The organism is Lentiprolixibacter sp. (assembly GCF_982873095.1).
Map to the genome: position 1 here is coordinate 1 of NZ_CEYNTP010000332.1, position 2,393 is coordinate 2,393.

General features: G+C 48.7%; 3 protein-coding genes. All 3 read right to left on the reverse strand.

What is annotated here, in order from left to right; genetic code table 11:
* Positions 1 to 1,379: energy-dependent translational throttle protein EttA (ettA, locus tag AC4E7D_RS14010; RefSeq protein WP_490174398.1), on the reverse strand; the 1,379-nt coding region annotated here is incomplete at its 3' end.
* Positions 1,380 to 1,428: 49 nt separating this feature from the next.
* On the reverse strand, positions 1,429 to 1,611 hold the full coding sequence (locus tag AC4E7D_RS14015; protein ID WP_490174399.1) for a CAL67264 family membrane protein: 183 nt from the start codon (positions 1,609 to 1,611) through the stop codon (positions 1,429 to 1,431).
* Positions 1,612 to 1,675: 64 nt separating this feature from the next.
* A partial coding sequence (locus AC4E7D_RS14020; RefSeq protein WP_490174400.1) for a Gfo/Idh/MocA family protein occupies positions 1,676 to 2,393 on the reverse strand: 718 nt, incomplete at its 5' end.

Genomic DNA, 2,393 nt, shown 5'->3' on the forward strand with positions numbered 1-2,393 from the left:
TTCCGTTCTCCTCCTGAAAGCATGTTTACATTTTTTTTTTTTTCACTGCCGGAAAAATTTAAACGGCTCAGATAGGCCCTGGAATTGACCTGCCTTCCCCCCATCATAATGAGTTCCTGTCCGTCACTGAAATTCTCCCAGATGGTTTTGTTGTTGTCTATGTTGGCATGGCTCTGGTCTACATAGGCGATCTTAGCGGTTTCTCCCACCTGGAACTCACCTTTATCCGGTGCTTCCTCCCCCATGATCATTTTAAAAATAGTGGTCTTACCGGCTCCGTTGGGTCCAATAATCCCCACTATGCCGGCCTGCGGCAACTTGAAGTTCAGGTCTTCGTAGAGCAGCTTATCGCCAAAGGCTTTGCTTACTCCCCTGGCTTCAATAACATTGGTCCCGAGTCGCGGTCCGTTGGGAATATAGATTTCCAACTTTTCAACCAACTGCTTCTGGTCCTGGTTCAATAGCTTGTCGTAATTCTTTAAACGAGCTTTTTGTTTGGCATGCCTCCCTTTTGGGCCCTGTCTTACCCATTCCAATTCGCGCTCCAGCGTCTTTTGTCTTTTTGAAGCCTCCTTGCTTTCCTGAGCCAGGCGTTTCGCCTTCTGGTCCAGCCAACTGCTGTAATTACCTTTCCAAGGGATACCTTCCCCCCGGTCGAGTTCCAGGATCCAGCCAGCGACATTGTCCAGGAAGTAGCGGTCGTGCGTTACCGCGATAACCGTACCCTTGTACTGGGCCAGATGGTGCTCCAGCCAGTGGACGGATTCCGCATCCAGGTGGTTGGTGGGCTCATCTAACAGTAATACATCCGGTTCCTGAAGGAGCAGCCTGCAGAGGGCCACTCGCCGGCGTTCCCCTCCAGAGAGCACTTTGATCGGCTTGTCCGCCTCAGGGGTCCTCAGGGCGTCCATGGCAATTTCCAGCTTGGTATCGAGGTCCCAGGCGTTGGAGGCGTCAATCTCATCCTGTAGCGCAGCCTGACGGTTCATTAGTTTTTCCATCTTATCTGCATCCTCATATACTTCCGGCAGGGCAAACATATCGTTGATCTTGTTGTATTCATCAAGAATGCCCACGATTTCGGAAACACCTTCCTTGACAACTTCTATTACTGTTTTTTCCTCATCAAGTAAGGGTTCCTGTTCCAGTAAACCTACTTTGTAACCTGGTGAAAAAACCACATCGCCCTGAAAATTCTTATCCACTCCGGCGATAATCCGGAGCAATGTGGATTTCCCGGAACCATTAAGGCCCAGGATCCCTATTTTGGCCCCGTAGAAAAAACTGAGATAAATATTCTTGATAACCGGCGTATTGGCATTTTTATAGGTCTTGCTCACCCCGGACATCGAAAAGATAACCTTCTTATCTTCAGACATTTAAAATAAATTATTTAATTAGAATTCTTGTAAAGGAATACGTGCCCAGCTACACCCTGCCTTTCAGTGCGTTGAAGACCCAGGCAATAGCGAAAAAGCCAATACCTACAGAGGCAAAGCCCCATCCCGCGATCTCATCATACCTGAATGCGCCCAGTGCGATAAGTCCCAGCCCTACAATGATCATAATAAAGGTAGCCCAGGCCAGGACCGTGTTTTTGTTCATTACCATTTTTTTGTGCGTTAGTTAGTGGTTCTCCAAAGATCGTAATTTTTCATCTAATCCTGCTGTCACCTTACTCGAATGGAAATCGAATACCGGACTTCTCCCGCACCCTATCCATGATGGCTACCAGGTCCAGGCTGTGCTGATGGCCCCAGAGCTTGCTTTCGGTTTGATTGTTCCTCAGGCACCTATGCACCTCTTCGATCTCATGCACGTACCCTTTTCCGGTTTTAGGGACCATAATGTTGGTGCTTTCCCCGCCCTGTTCCAAAATATAGCCAGGGCTTTCGTGCCACCTGGGGAGAAGATGGATGCTGCCTTCAGTACCTCCAATCTCTGCCTTCATCTCAGAATTACAGCCTAAGCTGCTGAACAGGAGTGCATGGGCGGTATTGTATTCGAATAACATCCCTGTTTGTATCTCCGCCCCGGATTCATGAAACTGCGAATTGCAATGGATATGATCTGGCACACCCAAAAGGAGATACGAAAGGAATATGGGATAGATCCCAATATCCAGCACAGAGCCTCCTGCCAATTCCGGGTTCAATAGCCTGCCTTTGACATCCCTGTCCAGGGCGTAAAAAGCAAAATCCGCATGGATGTACTTCACATCACCAATAGTGCCAGACATAATGAGGTCGTGGACCCTGGCAATGGCCGGAATAAAACGGCTCCACAGGGCCTCCATTAAGAACACCCCCTTATCTGCCGCTGTTTTAACGATAGCTGAAGTCTGCCCCAGGTTGACCCCCATCGGTTTTTCACAGAGTACGTGTTTCCCGTTT